Origin of the sequence: Micromonospora coriariae (assembly GCF_900091455.1) — a bacterium.
Classification (GTDB): domain Bacteria; phylum Actinomycetota; class Actinomycetes; order Mycobacteriales; family Micromonosporaceae; genus Micromonospora; species Micromonospora coriariae.
In genome coordinates this window covers 4,062,004-4,079,368 of record NZ_LT607412.1, presented here as the reverse complement: position 1 = coordinate 4,079,368, position 17,365 = coordinate 4,062,004, and the positions used below count along the sequence as shown (strand labels likewise).

Annotated in this window: 19 protein-coding genes; 6 read left to right on the top strand and 13 right to left on the bottom strand. The window is 73.4% G+C overall.

The annotated features are described in order from the left end of the window. Nucleotides 1-119: 119 nt before the first annotated feature. Nucleotides 120-656 carry a DUF4240 domain-containing protein gene (locus GA0070607_RS19140; RefSeq protein ID WP_089019428.1) on the bottom strand — a complete coding sequence of 179 codons (537 nt, stop codon included), beginning with the start codon at nt 654-656 and terminating at the stop codon, nt 120-122. A 61-nt stretch (nt 657-717) separates the two neighbouring features. On the opposite strand from GA0070607_RS19140, the gene GA0070607_RS19135 reads away from it, so the two are divergent. Further along, complete coding sequence (locus GA0070607_RS19135) at nt 718-1,704, top strand: aminoglycoside phosphotransferase family protein (protein WP_231929982.1); 987 nt, start codon at nt 718-720, stop codon at nt 1,702-1,704. 185 nt (nt 1,705-1,889) lie between these two features. Beyond that, nucleotides 1,890-2,156 carry a 30S ribosomal protein S20 gene (rpsT, locus tag GA0070607_RS19130; protein ID WP_089019426.1) on the top strand — a complete coding sequence of 89 codons (267 nt, stop codon included), beginning with the start codon at nt 1,890-1,892 and terminating at the stop codon, nt 2,154-2,156. A gap of 87 nt (nt 2,157-2,243) precedes the next feature. Here the strand turns inward: rpsT and GA0070607_RS19125 are convergent, their stop codons facing one another. The 6 genes from GA0070607_RS19125 to GA0070607_RS19100 form a co-directional block, all read right to left on the bottom strand. Next, a complete protein-coding gene (locus GA0070607_RS19125; protein WP_089019425.1) occupies nt 2,244-2,666 on the bottom strand; it encodes a hypothetical protein in 423 nt (140 codons plus the stop codon). Further along, nucleotides 2,663-3,643 (bottom strand): DNA polymerase III subunit delta, encoded by a 981-nt coding sequence (gene holA, locus GA0070607_RS19120; protein WP_089019424.1) that lies wholly within the window; start codon nt 3,641-3,643, stop codon nt 2,663-2,665. The genes GA0070607_RS19125 and holA overlap by 4 nt, the downstream gene beginning before the upstream one ends. 240 nt (nt 3,644-3,883) lie before the next feature. Continuing rightward, nucleotides 3,884-6,259, bottom strand: coding sequence for a ComEC/Rec2 family competence protein (locus GA0070607_RS19115; protein ID WP_089021939.1), 2,376 nt, complete (start codon nt 6,257-6,259; stop codon nt 3,884-3,886). A gap of 41 nt (nt 6,260-6,300) precedes the next feature. Beyond that, nucleotides 6,301-7,116: a ComEA family DNA-binding protein gene (locus GA0070607_RS19110; RefSeq protein ID WP_089019423.1), complete on the bottom strand. Its 816-nt coding sequence runs from the start codon at nt 7,114-7,116 to the stop codon at nt 6,301-6,303. 208 nt (nt 7,117-7,324) lie between these two features. Then, nucleotides 7,325-7,519: a DUF397 domain-containing protein gene (locus GA0070607_RS19105; RefSeq protein WP_089019422.1), complete on the bottom strand. Its 195-nt coding sequence runs from the start codon at nt 7,517-7,519 to the stop codon at nt 7,325-7,327. Continuing rightward, nucleotides 7,516-8,283: a DUF5753 domain-containing protein gene (locus tag GA0070607_RS19100; RefSeq protein WP_089019421.1), complete on the bottom strand. Its 768-nt coding sequence runs from the start codon at nt 8,281-8,283 to the stop codon at nt 7,516-7,518. Before GA0070607_RS19100 ends, GA0070607_RS19105 begins: the two co-directional genes overlap by 4 nt. 280 nt (nt 8,284-8,563) lie before the next feature. Between GA0070607_RS19100 and GA0070607_RS19095 the strand changes: the two genes are divergently transcribed. Together GA0070607_RS19095 and GA0070607_RS19090 are read left to right on the top strand one after the other, a co-directional pair. Continuing rightward, complete coding sequence (locus GA0070607_RS19095; protein WP_089019420.1) at nt 8,564-8,833, top strand: hypothetical protein; 270 nt, start codon at nt 8,564-8,566, stop codon at nt 8,831-8,833. Further along, nucleotides 8,830-9,075, top strand: a complete 246-nt coding sequence (locus GA0070607_RS19090) for a flavin reductase (protein ID WP_089019419.1) — start codon at nt 8,830-8,832, stop codon at nt 9,073-9,075. The genes GA0070607_RS19095 and GA0070607_RS19090 overlap by 4 nt, the downstream gene beginning before the upstream one ends. Before the next feature lie 25 nt (nt 9,076-9,100). Here GA0070607_RS19090 and GA0070607_RS19085 read toward each other — a convergent pair whose 3' ends face one another. The 5 genes from GA0070607_RS19085 to nadD form a co-directional block, all read right to left on the bottom strand. Beyond that, nucleotides 9,101-9,874: an SDR family NAD(P)-dependent oxidoreductase gene (locus GA0070607_RS19085; RefSeq protein WP_089019418.1), complete on the bottom strand. Its 774-nt coding sequence runs from the start codon at nt 9,872-9,874 to the stop codon at nt 9,101-9,103. A gap of 4 nt (nt 9,875-9,878) precedes the next feature. Next, entirely contained in the window at nt 9,879-10,733 is an 855-nt protein-coding gene (locus tag GA0070607_RS19080) for a DegV family protein (protein WP_089019417.1), read from the bottom strand. A gap of 83 nt (nt 10,734-10,816) precedes the next feature. Next, a complete protein-coding gene (locus GA0070607_RS19075) occupies nt 10,817-11,446 on the bottom strand; it encodes a histidine phosphatase family protein (protein WP_089019416.1) in 630 nt (209 codons plus the stop codon). Continuing rightward, the gene (gene rsfS, locus GA0070607_RS19070) at nt 11,443-11,850 is read right to left on the bottom strand and encodes a ribosome silencing factor (RefSeq protein WP_089019415.1); all 408 of its coding nucleotides are present in this window, start codon (nt 11,848-11,850) and stop codon (nt 11,443-11,445) included. Before rsfS ends, GA0070607_RS19075 begins: the two co-directional genes overlap by 4 nt. 110 nt (nt 11,851-11,960) lie before the next feature. Next, nucleotides 11,961-12,557, bottom strand: a complete 597-nt coding sequence (gene nadD / locus GA0070607_RS19065) for a nicotinate-nucleotide adenylyltransferase (RefSeq protein WP_089019414.1) — start codon at nt 12,555-12,557, stop codon at nt 11,961-11,963. Nucleotides 12,558-12,749: 192 nt separating this feature from the next. Between nadD and GA0070607_RS19060 the strand changes: the two genes are divergently transcribed. Together GA0070607_RS19060 and GA0070607_RS19055 are read left to right on the top strand one after the other, a co-directional pair. Continuing rightward, nucleotides 12,750-13,412 (top strand): PadR family transcriptional regulator, encoded by a 663-nt coding sequence (locus GA0070607_RS19060; protein WP_089019413.1) that lies wholly within the window; start codon nt 12,750-12,752, stop codon nt 13,410-13,412. 160 nt (nt 13,413-13,572) lie between these two features. Next, nucleotides 13,573-14,787: an FAD-dependent monooxygenase gene (locus GA0070607_RS19055; protein WP_089019412.1), complete on the top strand. Its 1,215-nt coding sequence runs from the start codon at nt 13,573-13,575 to the stop codon at nt 14,785-14,787. 46 nt (nt 14,788-14,833) lie between these two features. Here GA0070607_RS19055 and pepN read toward each other — a convergent pair whose 3' ends face one another. Then, the gene (pepN, locus tag GA0070607_RS19050) at nt 14,834-17,350 is read right to left on the bottom strand and encodes an aminopeptidase N (protein ID WP_089019411.1); all 2,517 of its coding nucleotides are present in this window, start codon (nt 17,348-17,350) and stop codon (nt 14,834-14,836) included. Nucleotides 17,351-17,365: the final 15 nt, after the last annotated feature.

The window sequence follows — 17,365 nt, the reverse complement described above, 5'->3', positions numbered from 1 at the left end:
GTCCGTTCTGATCGGCTGACGTGAGCAGGCCGGCGCGACGCCGACCCCTTCTATGATCCCACGCCGCCGGGGTGCCCCCGCTGCGCGGGCGATGGAACGCCGGCGAAGCGCCCGCGCCGTCACTCCACCGGCGGCTCCACGAAGAGCGCGGCCAGCCGGGGCAGCCGTCGACGGGCCTCCTCCTCGTCGTCGAAGTCCCAGAAGTCGTTGAGGTCCGGCGCGCGCACCGGCTCGCGCTCCGCGGGCAGCTCCGACGCGGTGGCCTTGCGGTACGCGTCCCAGGGCACCGCCAGCATCGGCTCGGCGGAGAACTCCTCCCCGCTCAGCGAGGCGGCCCGCACCTGGGGCAGCTCGGCCAGCGAGTCCGGGTCGGCGACCGCGCGGGCGAAGACCGCCCGGCCCTGGGCCATCAGCCAGCCCCGGAAGTGCTCGAAGCCGTCCGCCGACGCGCCGCCGTTGATCAGGTACGCGGCCCCCCACAGATCCGCCTTGTGCGAGGCGGCCAACACCCGGGTCTGGTGCCGGGCGTACCCGATGATGTCCTCCGGGCCGCGTGCGGCGAGCAGCGCCACCGCACGGGCGGCCACCGGGCCCGGCTCTCCCCCGCCGCCGGCCCGCGCCTCGTCGATCAGCTGCCAGAAGTCCTCGGTCCTCATGGCTTGGCAGTCTGGCAGTGTCGCCGCGCGCTGTGCACGTACCCCGGGGCAGCATGGTGGGGTGTCCCCGACCCCGCTGCCCCCGGTGCCGTACCACGCGAGCGCGCTGCGCCCGTCCTGGCCGGCGCTGCCGGCGGCGCTGCGGGCCGCGATCGCCGACCGGCTCGGCGCGCCGGTGGTCACCGCCCGGGTCGCCGGCGCGGGCTTCACCCGGGGCTTCGCCGCCGTGCTCGCCACCGCCGATGGCGGCCGGGCCTTCGTGAAGGCCGCGTCCGCCGTCGAGCAACCACACCTGGTCGACTCGTACGCTCGGGAGGCCGCGATCCTCGACCGGCTGCCGGCCGGCCTGCCGGCGCCCCGCCCCCGGTGGACCCGGTACGAGGCCGGCTGGTTCGTGCTCTGCACCGACGCCGTCGACGGACACACACCGCGGCTGCCCTGGGCGCCGGCCGAGCTGGACGCCACGCTCACCGGGTACGCCGAGATCGCCGCCGCGCTGGCCGACCCGCCGGCCGGGCTGGCCGCGCTCGGCCTGCCGGACCTGGCCGACCTGGCCCGGTCGGACATCCTCTGGTGGGAGGAGGTCGCCGCCGGCCGGGAGCCACCGCCGGCGCTGCCCGAGCCCGTGCGGGGCCGGCTGCCCGAACTGGTGGCGCTGGAGTCCCGCCTCCCCGGGTACGCCGCCGGGGCGACCGGTCTGACCCACGGTGACCTGCGGGTGGACAACATCCTCATCGACGCGGACGGCCGGGCCTGGTTCTGCGACTGGACCTGGGCCTGTCACGGGCCGGCCTGGTTCGATCTGGCCGGCCTGCTGCTCACCGCGTACGCCAGCGGCCTGGACGCGGACCGGATCTTCGCCGCCCACCCGGTGGCCGCGGGCGCACCCCCGGACGCGCTGGACGCCACCCTGGCCGCGCTGGCCGGCTACTTCCTCACCGGCGCCTCCGCCGCCCCGCCGACGGCCTCGCCGCACCTGCCCGCGCACCAGCTGTGGAGTGGCGAGCAGGCGCTCGACTGGCTCGCCCACCGCCAGGGCTGGCGGTGACTCAGCCGGAGCACGCGGGGGCGTAGTCTGGCCCTCGGCGGGCCGGGATCGGCCGCGCGGTGGTCGAGCCGTTTTGGCTCGTCCCGGGCGACCTGGTAACCTGGCTCTTCGCGCAGCGATGACGCATGTTCGTCATCCCGCGCACCTAAGCTGACCAACCCGAGCTATCAAGACGAGGCTGTCGCGTGGCGAACATCAAGTCCCAGATCAAGCGCAACCGGCAGAACGAGAAGGCCCGGCTGCGCAACAAGTCGGTCAAGTCGTCGCTGAAGACCGCCGTCCGGAAGTTCAACGAGGCTGCTGAGGCCGGTGACGTCGAGAAGGCCACCGCGCTGATGCAGGATGCCTCGCGCAAGCTGGACAAGGCCGTCAGCAAGGGCGTGATCCACTCCAACCAGGCCGCGAACCGCAAGTCCGCGATCGCCAAGCGCGTGGTGTCGCTCTCCGCCTGACGACTCGCCGTCAGACTGATTCGGAAAGCCCCGGACCCCGGTCCGGGGCTTCCGTGTGTCCACCCGCGGGCACCTCTCCGCCCCCGGTCAGTCTGACGGGTCGGTGCGGCGGTTGGGTGGCACCGGATCGGCCTTGATCACCACGCCGGGGACGGTGTGCGAGATCCACTCGACCCGGGCCCGGCCGACCACCGGCTCCATCTGCCGGCGGAAGCGGTCCCGTTCCTGCTCCGGCACGAGCGCCGCGGAACGCACCACGATCGCGGCCACCATGTCGTTGAGCTTCACCATCACCGCCACCACGGCGGGCAGCACCAGCACGGCCCACCAGGTGACCAGTTCGGCGAGGGCGAGCAGTACGGCCAGCGCGACAGTGCCCTCGAAGAAGAGGAAACAGAGCACCCCGCCGGGGTTGACGAACCGCAGGCCGAGGAGCCGGGCGTAGAGCGGCCGGTAACGTTCCTCGTCGGCGGGGATGGTGGCCCACGCCGTACGGTTCGGCCCCGTCACCGCGTGCTGCCCTGCCGGGCCGCCGCGACCGAGAAGACAGCGCGCTCCAGGGCGTACGCCCGGTCGTCCGAGCCGCCCTTGACGGCCGCGTTGCATTCGGCGGCGACCTGCATGGCCCGGACGAGCCCCTCCGGTGTCCAGCCGCGCCCCTGCCGCTGCGCCCGCTCGATCTTCCAGGCCGGCATGCCGAGGCTGCTGGCGAGCTGGTACGGGCTACCCCGCCCGGCCGACGCCACCCGGGCCACCGTGCGCACCCCGTCGGCCAGGGCGTCGGCGATGGGCACCGGGTCCACCCCGACGTGCAGGGCCCAGCGCAGTGCCTCCAGCGCGGCCGGCACGTCCCCGACCATTGTGGCGTCCGCGACAGTGAAGCCGGTCACCTCGACCCGACCCCGGTAGTAGCGGGCCACGGTGTCGGCGCCGATCCGGCCGTCGGTGTCGGCGATCAGTTGGGAGCAGGCGGCGGCCAGCTCGCGCAGGTCGTTGCCGACCGCCGCGATCAGTGCCTCGGCGGCGTCGTCGGTGCACCTGCCGCCGGCCCGTCGGATCTCGTCGCGGACGAAGGTCACCCGGTCGCGGTGCCCCTTGAGCTTGGCCGCCGGGACCACGGTCGCGCCGGCAGCCCGCAGCCCGTCGGCGAACGCCTTGCCCTTGGCGCCGCCCAGGTGCAGCACGAGCAGCTGGACCTCCGGGTCGGGGTTCTTCGCGTACGCCAACAGGGCGGTGACCAGGTCCTTGCGGGCGTCCTGGCCGGAACGCAGGATGAGCAGCCGCCGCCCGCCGAACAGCGACGGGCTGAGCATCTCGGCGATCTCGCCGACGGTGAGCGCACCGGCCTGATACTCGCGGACGTCCACGTCGGGGTCGACGCCGCGGACCGTCGCGACAGCTTCGGTCACCGCTCGCGTGGCGAGGAGTTCCTCATCACCGAGGACGAGCAGAATGGGGGCGAGGCTGGCGGGGGTCACGTCGCCCATATTCGCACGGTCCACGGCGGGATCGTGCCTGGTCATTCGCCGCTCGGTCGGCGGAGCCCGCACTCAGTGCAAATCCCGACATTAACATCAATTCGTCATACAATCCGCGAGTCACCCCGCCAATCGGGTTTGAGGCGGGGCGGGTCGGCGCCCTCGCTTGATCCACACGAGGTCAGCGATATCGCGGTGTCCGGCGTCGGTGATACCGCGATATCAGCGACCTGGTGTCGAGACGTCGTCTCAGGAGCGTCGACCCGGCGGTACGCCCCGGCGGACCACCGCCAGGCCCGCCCCCGCACGGATCGCCGCCAGATCACCGTCGGTGTCGGTCCGCAACACCCGGGCGCCGCCCCTGCCGAGCCGGGCCAGCAGCCCCGGATTCGGGTGCCCGTAGGTGTTGCCGGTGCCCACCGGCACCAGCGCGACGGCCGGCCGAACCGCGTCGAGGAAGCCCGGATCCTGGTAGGCCGAACCGTGGTGGGCGACCTTCAACACGTCCGCGCGCAGCTGCCCCGGCGCCGCTCGCGCCAGCACCGCGTGCTGCTCCTCGGTCTCCGCGTCGCCGGGCAGCAGGATCCGTACCCCGGCCACCGTGGCGAGCAGCACCAGGGAGTTGTTGTTCGGGTCGGACCTGGTCCCCGCCAGCGGGTACGGCGGACCGAGCACGAGCAGGTCGACCCGGCCGACCGGATGGCGGGCACCGGCGACGGTGGTCAGCAGCGCGGCCCGCCCGGTGGTCGCCGCCGACCGGACCAGCTCCCGGCCGCTCTCCGGATCCGTCGATGGCGGGGTCAGCACGGCACCCACCCGGCGTCCCCGGAACACCCCTGCCACCCCGCCCACGTGGTCGACGTGGAAGTGGCTGACCACCAGCAGCGGCACCTCCCGTACGCCGAGCCGGCGCAGGCAGGCGTCCACCGCCGCCGGCTCCGGTCCGGCGTCGACCACCACCGCCCGGCCGGAGGCGACCGGCAGCACCAGCGCATCGCCCTGACCCACCGCGCAGGCCACCACCACCCAGCCGGACGGCGGCCAGCCGACGGCCACGAGCCGGACCGGGAGGGAGCCCAGCAGCGCGGCGACGGCGACCACCGCCACCAGCCGGCGTACCAGCGGACGGCGCACCGCGACCAGCAGCGCCAGGGTCAGCCCGGCCAGCAGCAGGGCACCCCACACCCCGCCCGGCCAGGGCAGGTTGCCGGCCGGCAGGTGGGCGCCCTGCCGGGCGATGACCACCAGCCACCAGGCCGGCCAGCTCGCCAGCCACGCGACGAACTCCGCGCCCGCCGGCCAGAGCGGCGACACGGTGGCCGCCAGTACGCCCAGCACGGTCGCCGGCGCGATGGCCGGCACCGCAAGCAGGTTGGCCGGCACCGCCACCAGGCTGACCGTGCCGGAGATGCCGGCGACGACCGGCCCGCAGGCCAGTTGCGCGGCCGCCGGCACGGCCAGAGCCTCGGCCAGCCCGGCCGGTACGCCCCGGCGGCGCAGCCCGTCCCGCCAGCGGGGCGCGAGCAGCAGCAGACCTCCGGTGGCCAGCACGGAGAGCGCGAACCCGGCATCGCCGGCCAGCTCCGGGTCGGCCAGCACCAGCACGGTGACGGCGGCGGCCAGCGCCGGCAGCGCGGCCCGGGGACGGCCGGCGGCGAGCGCGGCGAGCCCGATCGCGCCCATCGTGGCGGCCCGCACGACGCTTGGCGAGGGGCGGACCAGGATGACGAAGCCCACCAGCGCCACCCCGCAGAGACCGGCGGCGAGCCACGGGCCGGCTCGCGCCCACCGGGCGAGCAGCAGCACCGCGCCGACCACGATGGCCACGTTGGACCCGGAGACCGCGTTGAGGTGGGTCATGCCGGTGGCCTGGAAGTCCTGCTCGACTGCGGGCGGCAACCTGCTGGTGTCTCCCACCACCAGCCCGGGCAGCAGGCCGCCGGGCTCGTCGGGCAGTGGCGCGCAGGCCCGTTGCAGCCCGGCACGCAGCGTCCCGGCGGCGCGCTGAGCCCAGGACGAGACGCCGTGCCGCACCGGTGGGCCGTTGGTGCTGAGCACCGCCGCGGTGAGGTCACCGCCGCGCGGGACGCCCAGCCGCCCCTCGGCGGTGAGGCGCTGCCCGGGCAGCAGCCCTCGCCAGGTCGGATCGGTGGCGAGGATGAGCAGCCGCACGGACGCGCGGACCGGCCGGTCGTCCGGCCCGGTGAGCCGGACCAGCTCGGTCGGCACCAGCAGCATGCCCGGACGCCCGGCGGACCGGATCGGGCGCGGGTCGTCCCGGACGATCAGGTCGGCGGTGACCGGGGCGCGCTGCTCGGCGAGGGCGCGGATCGGTGGCGCGTCCCGGACGACGAGCCGGGCGGCGGTGGCCGCGCCGCCGCAGACCACGCCGAGGCCGACCGCGACGGCGATCCAGCCATAGCGACGGACGGCGGCCCGCGGACGGCCCAGGCGGCCGAGCAGGTGCAGGGCGCCGACCGCCGTCAGGCCGGTGGCCGACCCGGCCACCAGCAGGAGCGGACGGGCACCGATGTGCAGGCCGGCGAGCGCCGTGAGCCAGGCGGCCACAGCCAACCCGGCCAGCCGCAGGTCCGGCGGCTGGGTCTGCGTCTGGCCGGCGTTCAGGCCGGCCGACGGCGACCGGTCACCGGCTGCGACGTGGGTGTTCACACCGTCACCAGGTCCTTGAGCTGCTCGTAGCGTGCGTCGCCGATTCCGTCGACCTGGCGTAGGTCACCGACGGACTTGAACCCGCCGTGCTGATCGCGGTGCGTGAGGATCCGCTGGGCGAGCACCGGCCCCACCCCGGGCAGCGCGTCGAGCTGGGCCAGCGTGGCGGTGTTGAGGTTCAGCGGCCCGGCGGCCGGTGCCGCCCCACCCGCCGCCGGCCCGGCCGCACCGGCCGGCGGTGGCGGTGGCGTCACCCCGACCACGATCAGCTCCCCGTCGGTGACCTTGCGGGCGGGGTTGAGCAGCGCCACGTCGACGCCCGGCAGCGCGCCCCCGGCCGCCTGCACCGCGTCGGCGAGCCGGGCCCCCGCCGGCAACCGCACCAGACCCGGCTTGCGGACCTTGCCCGCGACCGCCACCACCACCTCGGCCGCGCCGGACGCGCTGGCGTCAACCGCCGGAGTGGCCGGCGCGGCCTCGCTTGCCAGCGGGGCGACCGGCTCCGCGTGCGGCCGGGACCGCCAGGCCCAACCGGCGGCGGCAAGCACCACCACGACAGCGACGACCGCCAGCGCCCGCACGCCGCGCCGCCCGGGGTCGAACGCCCCGGGCCCGGACAGCCGCGCCGCAGGGCCTTGCTGGCTCGGGGGTACGTCCGCCTCCGGCTCCGCCAGCGGCACCCCGGGCCCGGGTGGCAGCGCGCCAAACAGAGGTACGCCCGCCGGCGGCGCCTCGGCCGGGGGCGGCGGCGCGCCAACCGGCTCTGCCGTCAGCCGGCGCAGGCGTACCTCTGTCTCCTCGTCGTGCGACACAGCGCGACGCTATGGCGACGGACGGCCTGGCGGGGTGCGCTGGCATCGCCCTGTGGACAACCGACGCCACTGTGGACAAAGCCCTGATCATGCCCGGTTGTGCTATGGGTCAGCGCACGGCGGGCCTGGTGCGACGAGAAACGTGACCTGCAACAACTGAGCCCCGGCACACCCATCACGGGTGACCGGGGCTTGTGCTTGCGTCTGGTCAGCTTGCGGTGTCGATCCCCTTGGCCAGGTTCACGAAGCTCTGCCAGGCCGCCGGCCCGAAGGTCAACGTTCCGCCGTCACGGTCCTTCGTGTCACGGACGAGCACGACGCCGGGCAGGTTGTCGGCGACCTCGACGCACGAGCCACCGTTGTTGCCGCTCTTCGTGCTCTTGCGCCACCGCGCACCGGTCATGTCCATGATCCTGCCGCTTCCCTGATCAGGTTTAGAGACTGGGTTCGGGAGAGGGCCTCGCCCCTGATGCGCTCCCACCTACGACTGAGCGTAGCAACGTCCGCAGCCTGATTAAGGATCTGCGCTGACGCTTGGCTGTCGACGTGAGCGACGTGTTCACCGCCGGGCAATTCGGCGATGATGAATCCCCCACCAAGCCCCGGATACATGCCGACGTCCTTGGGCACGACGTGCACCTGCACCGCAGTGAGGGTTGCACACTCGGAAAGATGCTGGACCTGCTCGCGCATCAGCTCGCGGTTGCCATACGCCGACTGGTACAGCACGCCCTCGAAGATGACGGTCGTCAGTAGCGGCGGGCGTTCCCGGCGAAGGACTGCCTGACGCTCGATACGTGAGGCGACCAACTCGTCGACCTCGGCTGGGGTTAGGGCCTCCCCCGCGAGCGTCGCCCGCGCGTACGCCTCGGTCTGAAGCATTCCTGGTCTCCAGGTGTGCTCGAACCAGCGCAGTGCGAGCGCCTCGCGCTCCCAGTCAACCCACTCGCGCAACCACTGGGGCTCACGTCGCTTCAGGACATCGGGCCATAGGTCACTAACGTCCCTTCCAAGGATCGCGGCCACCTGTGCGCGTCGACGAGGTTGAGGCACACGTCCCGGCGAGATCCATCGCGCTGCCGTCTTCGGATCTACGCCGGTCTGGCCTGCGAGACTCTCCGCAGTCTGCCCAGCCTCAGCCATCGCCGCCTGGAGTACGTGGTTCATCCCACCTCCCCTGTGGACGTCCCGGACATCACGGCACCATACATCAACGTTGTGTACTGATCCCATCGCTCTCGGCAAGGTGCTTCGTAGACGGCGCGGCCGGCAGGGAACCCGAACCCGGCGGACGCGTTCGTAGCGGGGCCGCCCCGATGGCGAGCACTCACAGGGGCGGCCCCTTCCCAACAGCGTTCAGGGGAAGACCGTGCCGAACGACAAACCACAGCCAAAGCAGGCGAACCCACCACCGGTGCGACCTCCGGCGCCGTCGCCGGCAGGCGCGATGACCCTGCGCAAGATTCAGTCCGGCGACGTCCTGCTCCTGACCCGCGCGGCAAGCCCGCAGTTCGTACGGCCCATCACGGTCCGGGTCATCCGGGTCCTGGACTGGATCACGTACGACGGCTGGCGGTGGATCGACGCCTACCGGCTCAGGCCGGACGGGATGGCACTGGACCGACGATCCCTGTACTTCATGCCAGTGGGTGCGCAGTGGGTGGTGCCCCGGTCGCTCGCTCCGGAACGTCGCCTCCTGGTGAAGGTCGGCGGATGACCGGCCGCTCGGAACACCCCGTGATCAAGCCCTCGTGGCGCTGCCGGACCTGCGGAATCGCCTGGCCCTGCTCGGCCGCGAAGCTGCGTCTCCTCGGCGAGTACCGCGATGACCGCCCGGCGCTGCTGGTTCACCTGGCGGCCCTTCAGGAGGAAGCCGCGGCTGACCTCAGCGCGTTGAACCCGAGCAACCGGCCGACCAACCTCGATGACCGCTTCGTCGACTGGGCTCGTGTCCGCTGACGCCAGCACGCGAGCCAACCCAGGGTCAGCACGCCTCCGGGTCCAGGCCCAGCACGGCCCGTCCCCCGTCCACCGGCAGCGTCACCCCGTTGATGAAGCTCGCCGCCGGCGACAGCAGGTACGCGACCGCCTCCGCCACCTCGTCGACCGTCCCGATCCGACCCACCGGGTGCAGCCGGGTCAGCTCGGCGTCGATCCACTGGGCCTGGGTGGGCTCCTGGGCGGCCAGGAAGTCGCCGTGCCGCTCGGTGGCTATCGAGCCGAGCGCGACAGCGTTGGCGCGGATGCCGTGCCGCCCGTACTCGACGGCCAGCGCACGGGTCAGCCCCTCCACGGCGGCCTTCGCCGTCGAGTACGGCAGGGCGCCGGACACCGGCCGGCGGGCCTGGTGCGACGAGACGTTCACGATGGCGCCACCCGAGCCGGCGGCCAGGAACCGGCGCACGGCCACGGCGGCGCCCACCACGGCCGGGCGTAGGTTCTGCGCGATCAGGTCGAGCACCGCGTCGGCCGACGCCGAGTGCAGCGCGGCGTCCCGGAACACCGCGGCGTTGTTCACCCAGCCGGTCAGCGGCCCGGAACGCTCGGCCAGGTCGGCGGCGTGCTGGGCCACCTGTTCGTCGCCGGCGTCGCCGATGACCGCGACCAGCCGGTCGGCGGCCGGGTGACCGGCCAGCCAGTCGACCGCGTCGGCGTCACGCTCCACGACGACGGCGGTGGCGCCGGTCGCCACGAGTCGTTGCACAACGGCCCGGCCGACGCCGCGGCCGCCCCCGGTCACCACGAACGACGTGGACACCGGCTCAGTCGCCCGGTCTGCGGTGGACGACGACGCAGGCCAACCCCGGGCCGGCGTGCGCGGCGACCACTGCGCCGGCCTCGGAGACGTACGTGTCGTGCAGCCGGTCGCCGAGCCGCTCGGTGAGCGCGGCGAGCAGCGCTTCGGCCCGCTGTGGCGCGGCCAGGTGGTGCACTCCGAGGTCCACCTCGTCGTCGCCGGCCGCCTCGACGGCCAGGTCGACCAGCCGGGCCACTCCCCGGCTGGCGGTGCGCACCTTCTCCCGCAGCACGATCGAACCGTCCGGCATGTGCATGATGGGCTTGACCGACAGGGCGGTGCCGAGCAGTGCCTCGGCGGCGTTGATCCGGCCGCCCCGGCGGAGGAACTCCAGCGTGTCGACGTAGAACCAGACGGTGGTCCGGGCGACGGCGGCGAGGGCCGCGTCGCGTACACCGGACAGGTCGGCGCCGGCCTCGGCGGCCGTGGCGGCCGCGATGGCCGGGAAGCCGAGCCCCATGCCGGCCGAGCGGCTGTCCACGACCTCGACCCGGCCGTCCAGGTCGGCGGCGGCCAGCCGGGCCGCCTCGACCGTGCCGGACAGGCCGGCGGAGAGGTGCACCGAGACGACGCCGTCGGCGCCGGCGTCGAGGAGCCGGCGGTACGTCTGGGCGAACTGCTCGGGCGCCGGCCGGGAGGTGCTGGCTGTGACCCGCCGGCCGCTCAGCGCCCGGGTGGCGTCGGCCGGCTGGGTCTCCACGCCCTCCAGTCCCTCTGCGCCGTTGAGCACGACGGTCAACGGCACGACTGTCAGCCGGTGCGCCTGCACCAGGTCGGGTGGAAGGTAGGCGGTGGAGTCGGTGACGACCGCGACGGGCATGCCCGCACGCTAGTCGATCGGGGCGGTGAACGCCGAGGCGCGATCGTGCGCCAGGTGGCGGGGACGGCCGGGACGGACGGCGTTCAGACCGCGTCGACGACGGCCGGGACGGTGATCAGGCCGACGTTGTGCGCCCGCAACTGCCAGCCCCGGACGTCGTCGTGCCGCAGCTCGGTCCAGTGACAGTTGGCCAGCGAGCCGATGCTGCGCAGCACGCCGGCGTCCCAGCCGAGCAGGGAACCGACGCCCTGCCGGGAGCCGCCACCGTGGGTGGCGATCACCACGGTGCCGCCGGGTGCCGCGTCGGCGGCCTCCTGCAACGCGGCGGCGACCCGCTGGCCCAGGTCGTGCAGGGGCTCAAGGTCCGCGCCGGGGGCCGGGTCGCCGGACCGCCAGCGGGCGTACTCGGCGGGGAAGCGCTCGGCGACCTCGGTGAGGTGCAGGCCCTGCCACTGCCCGAAGTGCCGCTCGCGCAGCCGGGCGTCGGTGCGCACCGGCAGACCGGTCAGCGCGGCCAGCGCGGCGGCGGTCTCCGCGGCGCGGCTCAGGTCGCTGGACACGATGGCGTCGGGACGCATCGACGCGAGCAGCGGGGCGGCGTCGCGGGCCTGGTCGCGACCCAACTCGTTGAGGGGTATGTCGGTCTGCCCCTGGACGCGGTTGGCGGCGTTCCAGTCGGTGTTGCCGTGCCGCCAGATGATCAGCCGGGTCATTCGGCCGTGGCGGACCCGCTGGCATCGGCCTCGACCAGGTCGCGGTCGACGAACGGGATCGTGGGGCAGTCCTTCCAGAGCCGGTCGAGCGCGTAGAACTCGCGCTCCTCGGTGTGCTGGACGTGCACCACGATGTCGACGTAGTCGAGCAGCACCCAGCGGCCACCACGCTCACCCTCGCGCCGCACCGGCTTGGCCTTCTCCGGCAGCTCCAGCAGGCGCTCCTCGATGGCGTCGACGATGGCCAGCACCTGACGCTCGTTGGGGGCGGCGGCGAGCAGGAACGCGTCGGTGATGGCGAGCTGGTCGCCGACGTCGATGATGGTGATGTCCTGCGCCTTCTTGTCGGCGGCGGCCTGGGCGGCGGCGATCGCCAGCTCGTGAGCGCGTTCGGAAACTGTCACCGTTCTCCTTCGATCAACCGTGCGATCCTCCAAGCGTCTCATACCCGGCGTCGTCTCGACTTGTCAGTTCTGGTCGATTAGCCGCATGAATGGGGGTGAACCGGGCACGGTCAGCGCTGATACAGGTTCCGTTTGGCGATGTACTGCACCACACCGTCGGGCACCAGGTACCAGACCGGCTCGCCCCGGGCCACCCGCGCACGGCAGTCGGTCGACGAGATGGACATGGCCGGCACCTGGATGAGGCTGACGGTGTCGGCGGGCAGGTGCTTGTCGGTGAGTTGGAAGCCGGGCCGGGTCACCCCGATGAAGTGGGCCAGCTCGAAGATCTCGTCCAGGTCCTTCCACGACAGGATGCGTTGCAGCGCGTCGGCGCCGGTGATGAAGAACAGCTGCACCTTGGGGCCGTACTCGGCCTGGAGGTCGCGCAGCGTGTCGACCGTGTAGGTCGGCCCACTGCGGTCGATGTCGACCCGGCTGACCTGGAATCGGGGGTTGGAGGCGGTCGCGATGACAGTCATCAGGTACCGGTCCTCGGCGGGGCTGACCGGTTCGTCGGCCTTCTGCCACGGCTGCCCGGTGGGGACGAAGACCACCTCGTCCAGGCCGAAACGGTCGGCCACCTCGCTGGCCGCGACGAGGTGCCCGTGGTGGATCGGGTCGAAGGTGCCACCCATGATCCCGATCCGCCGGATGTCTTCCTCCACCCCGTGATCGTAGGCCGGGCATCGCGGGCCACCACTCCGGCCCGGTGGCGGCGCCGCCGCCCCAGACGTGGGGCAGCTCTACAGGCGGCCGGACACCACCCGGGATCCACAGCGGCATTCGGGGTCGCGGCACGAGCGCTCGCATGCGTATACTCGTCGACAAGTAATTGGGAACGAGGACAGGAGGGCGTCGTGCCGAAGCGGCGCAAGGTCGGCAATCTGCTGGCGCTGGCCGTGCTGTCCGCCCTGGTCCAGCGGCCGATGCACCCGTACGAGATCGCCACCGCGCTACGCGCCTGGGGCAAGGACCAGGACATGGAGTTCAAGTGGGGATCCTTCTACACCGTGATCCGCAACATGGACAAACACGACATGATCGAGGCCGTGGAGAGCGTCCGTGACAGCCGACGCCCCGAACGCACCGTCTACCGGATCACCGACGTGGGGCGGGCGGAGCTGGTCGACTGGGCCCGCGAGCTGGTCTCCACCCCGATGCCGGAGCATCCCCGCTTCCGGGCCGGCCTGTCCGTGCTCGCCGCGCTGCATCCCGACGTGGCCACCGACCTGCTGCGGCAGCGGCTCAACCTGCTGAACGACGCGATCCGCCAGGACCGCGCAACGCTCGACGAGCACCTGCGGGAGATCCCTCGGCTGTTCCTGGTGGAGTCGGAGTACGACCTGGCCATGCGGGCCGCGGAAGCGGCGTGGCTGCGGACCCTGCTCGCCGAGCTGACCTCGGGCAGCTACCCGGGTCTGGACACCTGGCGGGCCTTCCACGAGACCGGCGAGATGCCGGCGGAGCTGACCGAGCTGGCCGGAAGGACCAGCACCCCGACCCCCGACACCCCCGACTGACGGACGGCTCCGGCGGGGTGCGCCAACACCCCGCCGGAGCCCATACCTCGAACCGACACCTGGGAAGGCGCCCGGCCCGAAGCGGCAACCACGAGGATAACCGCGCTCCCTCCCAGGTCGGTTCGCACGCGCACGGACCGACGACACCCAGGGAGAGAGCATGACCACGGTACGAACCGCGATCGTCATCGGCGGCGGCATCGCCGGTCCGGTGACGGCGCTCGCGCTGCGCCGCGCCGGCATCACCGCCACCGTCCACGAGGCGTACCCCGCCACCGCCAGCGGCGTCGGCGGCATCGGAGGCACCCTCGCGCTCGCGCCGAACGGCGTGGCGGCCCTGCGCACGGTGGGCGCGGACGAGGCGGTGACAGCGATCGCCACCCCGATCGAACGCACAGTGATGGCCGTCGGCAGCCGCAGCATCGACCTGCCCACGCTTGCCGGGGTGCCACCGCTGCGGGTGGTGCACCGGGCCGAGCTGCACCGGGTGCTGCACGACCGGGCGGTCGCCGAGGGCGTCCCGTTCGCGTACGGCAAGCGGCTGGTCGCCGCCGAGCAGACCGAGAGCGGCGTGACGGCCCGCTTCGAGGACGGCACCAGCGCCACCGCCGATGTCCTGGTCGGCGCCGACGGCATCCGCTCGACGGTCCGCGGTCTCATCGACCCGGCCGCGCCCGCCCCCCGGTTCACCGGGCTGCTCGGCTTCGAGGCGGTGGCCCGGCACGAGGTGGACGTCGAGCCGGGCACTATGACCTTCGCGTTCGGGCGACGCGGCTACTACCTCTACTGGCCGGAGCCCGGCGGTGGCACCCGCTGGGGTGCCAACCTGCCGTACCAGCGGCCGCTGAGCCTGGTCGAGGCCCGCGCGGTGCCGGCGGCCCGATGGCTGGACACGCTGCGCACCAGCTACGGCGATGACGATCCGGGCCGCGACCTGATGGCCACCAGCAGCGCCGACGAGCTCCAGGTGGTCGGCGCGTTGCAGATCATGCCGCCGGTTCCGCACTGGCACCGGGGCCGGATGGTGCTGGTCGGCGATGCGGCGCACGCGCCGTCGAACAGCTCCGGTCAGGGCGCGTCGCTGGCGATCGAGAGCGCGGTGCAGCTCGCCCGCTGCCTGCGTGACCTGCCGGACGTCGCGTCGGCGTTCACCGCGTTCGAGCGGCTGCGCCGCGCGAGGGTGGAGAAGATCGCCGCCCGAGCGGCGCGGATCAACCACGCCAAGGCGCCGGGGCCCGTCGCCCGAACGCTCATGCCGCTGCTGATGCCGCTGCTGACGCGCACCGCGATGGACCCGGAGAGGACCGTCGCACACGAACAGCGCTACGTCATCGACTGGGACGCTCCGGTCACGACCGAGCCGGCGCTGCGCTGAGCCGGAGCGCGGGGTGGCCCGTCGGCCACCCCGCGCCCGCCCGCTCTCAGGCCGCCGCGGCGGCCACCGCCGTCCGGGCGACCAGCGCGCGACGCAGGTCGTCGTCGGCGTCGGTGACCACCCGCCGCAGGCCGGGGGTCAGGTCGTCGCGGGCCAGCAGCGTCGCGGCCGCCTCCCGGGTCGGCTGTGCCACGGCGTAGCGGGGGAACGCCAGGGCGGCCACCCGCTCGGCCGTCCACGGAGTACGCCGTCGAGCCGCGACCGGCATGTCCGCGAAGTACCGCTCGACGTACGCGGCGGTCAACTCGGCCTGCTCGGGCTGCCAGAACCCCTCGGCGGTCGCCTCCAGCAGCCGGTTGGACAGCTCGGTGTCCCGCACGATGATGTCCCACGCCGCCTGCTTCGCGGCCGGGTCGGGCAACGCGGCACGGCAGCGGGCGGCCCGCTCGGCACCGGTGGCGCTGCGGTCGGCGGCCACCTCGGCGTCGATCTCCGCCGCGCCGGCCGCGCCCAGCGCCACCAGCCGGCGCAGCACCAACCAGCGCAGCTCGGCGTCGACCTTCAGCCCGGCCGGCACGTCGCGGCCGGCGAGCCAGCCGGTGAGCAGGTCGGCGTCGGTGGTCGCGGCGATCCAGCCCCGGGCGGCGGCCAGCTGCAACGACTCCCCCGCCGTCGCGCCGTCGAGCAACTGCCGGCACGCCCCGGCGACCCGGGTCAGCGCCGCGGAACGGGTCAGCGGGTCGAGGTAGCGGTCGATCAGCGACCGGCTGAGGGTGAGCACGTCCTCCGCGATGATCACCTCGGTCTCGGCCGGCAGCGCGGCGACCATCAGGTCGACCAGGCCGGTGACCGGCCGCTCCCCGTCGGTCGCCGCGTCCAGCGCCTCGCTCCAGAGCACCGCCCGCGCCAGCGGGTCGGCCAGCCCGGGCAGCACCAGCGGTACGGCGGCCGCCGACGCCGGGTCGAGGCGCACCTTGGCGAAGGTGAGGTCGCCGTCGTTGGGCAGCAGCAGCCGGGCCGCCGGGACGCCGGTCAGCCCGTCGAGCACGGTCCGCCCGCCGTCGATGCCCGGGTCGAGGTCCACCTCGTCGCGCTCCACCGCGCCGTCGGCCGAGTAACGGCCGACGCCGATCCGGTGCGGACGCAGCACCGGGTGCGACTCGGGCGCGGTCTGCACGACGGCCACCTCGGTGTAGCGGCCATCGGCGTCGACGGCGACCTCGGCGCGCAGCGTGTTGACCTGCGCCTGGCGCAACCACACGTCGGCCCAGCCGGAAAGGTCCCGTCCACTGGCGGCACTGAGGCTGGCCAGCAGGTCGGCGAGGGTGGCGTTGCCGAAGCGGTGCGCGGCGAAGTGCGCGTTCAGGCCGGCGAGGAACGCGTCGTCGCCGAGCCACGCGACCAGCTGCCGCAGCACACTGGCCCCCTTGGCGTACGAGATGCCGTCGAAGTTGAGCAGGCCCTCGTCGGCGTCGGCCACCTCCTCCGGTGCGACGGGGTGGGTGGAGGGGCGCTGGTCGGCGGCGTACCCCCAGGCCTTACGGCGCATGGCGAAGGTGGTCCACGCCTGGTCGAAGCGGGTCGCCTCGGCGGTGACCCGCGTGCCCAGGTACTCAGCGAAGGACTCGTTGAGCCACAGGTCGTCCCACCAGCGCATGGTGACCAGGTCACCGAACCACATGTGCGCCATCTCGTGGGCGATGGTGGTGGCCCGCAGCTCCCGCTGTGAGTCGGTGACCGCCGAGCGGAAGACGTAGTCGTCGCGGAGGGTGACGATGCCCGGGTTCTCCATCGCGCCGGCGTTGAACTCCGGCACGAACGCCTGGTCGTACTTGCCGAACGGGTAGCGCTCGGTGAAGAGCTGGTGGAACCGGTCCAGGCACTGCCGGGTGACGGTGAAGATCTCCTCGGCGTCGGCGTCCAGGTGCTCGGCGAGCGACCGGCGGCAGTAGATGCCCAGCGGCACGCCGTCGTGCTCGGCCCGCCGCACGTGGTACGGCCCGGCGATCAGCGAGAAGAAGTAGGTGGCCAGCGGCGCGGTCGGGGCGAACTCCCAACGGCCGGGTGCGGGGTTGGCGGCCACCTCGGCGTTGCTGGCCACCGTCCACTCCGGCGGGGCGGTGACCGCGAGGGTGATCGACGCCTTGAGGTCGGGCTGGTCGAAGGCGGCGAAGATGCGCTGCACGTCGTCGAGGAAGGACATGGCGTAGAGGTAGGTCTCGCCGTCGGCCGGGTCGACGAAGCGGTGCATCCCCTCACCGGTGTTGGAGTACGCCATGTCCGCCTCGACGACCAGCGTGTTCTCCGCGCCCAGGTCGCCCAGGGGCAGCCGGTTGTCGGTCAACGCTGCGGGGTCGATGTCACGGTCGTTGAGGCGTACCGCCAGCAGTGCGGCGGGCTTGACCTCGGCGAAGGTCGCGGCGCCGGGGGTCGCCCGGAACCGGATCTCGACGCGGGAGCGGAACAGCTCACCGCCACCGGTCAGGTCGAGGTCCACCTGATAGGACTCGACGGTAATCGCCGCGCCACGCGCGGTCGCCTCTACACGGGTCAGGCTGGGCATCCGCTTATCCTGCCC